The 536-nt window shown below is 46.1% G+C and carries 1 protein-coding gene; it reads left to right on the top strand.

Annotated elements, in window-relative coordinates:
• A partial coding sequence (locus AB4496_RS29180; RefSeq protein ID WP_372133615.1) for a sodium-dependent transporter occupies window positions 1-536 on the top strand: 536 nt, incomplete at both ends.

Raw genomic sequence — 536 nt, 5'->3', positions numbered from 1 at the left:
CAGCTTCGGTGGCTTTATCTCAAACCCAGTTCAGCCACTAATGTGGATGGGCCTATACCTACTACTTAACGTTGTCATCGTTATGAAGGGTATTTCTGGCGGTATTGAGAAAGCGGGTAAGATTCTGATGCCACTTCTTTTCATCATCCTTATCGTGGTATCAATCAAAGGCCTAATGCTTCCGGGCGCGATGGCTGGTCTTGAATTCCTATTCAGCCCTGACTTCTCTAAAGTAGACAGCGGTGTAATCCTAGCTGCACTAGGTCAAGCATTCTTCTCACTATCTCTTGGTATGGGTTGTATGTTGACTTACGGTTCTTACCTTAAGAAGAAAGAGAACCTAGTTCAAACTACAGCTATGGTTACGGCGATGGATACAGGCGTTGCTATCCTAGCTGGTGTTGCAATGTTCCCTGCAATGTTCGCATTCGGTATGGAGCCTGCAGCAGGTCCTGGTCTAGTATTCGTTGTTGTTCCTCAGCTATTCGCTGAAATGGGCGGCGTAGTTGGTCTTCTATTTGCTCTTATGTTCTTCG

It is taken from the genome of Vibrio sp. 10N.222.46.A1 (genome assembly GCF_041473595.1).
In the GTDB taxonomy this organism is placed as follows: Bacteria; Pseudomonadota; Gammaproteobacteria; order Enterobacterales; family Vibrionaceae; genus Vibrio; species Vibrio tasmaniensis_A.
Note: the sequence above shows the minus strand (reverse complement) of the source record. Positions and strands in the feature narration are given on the sequence as shown.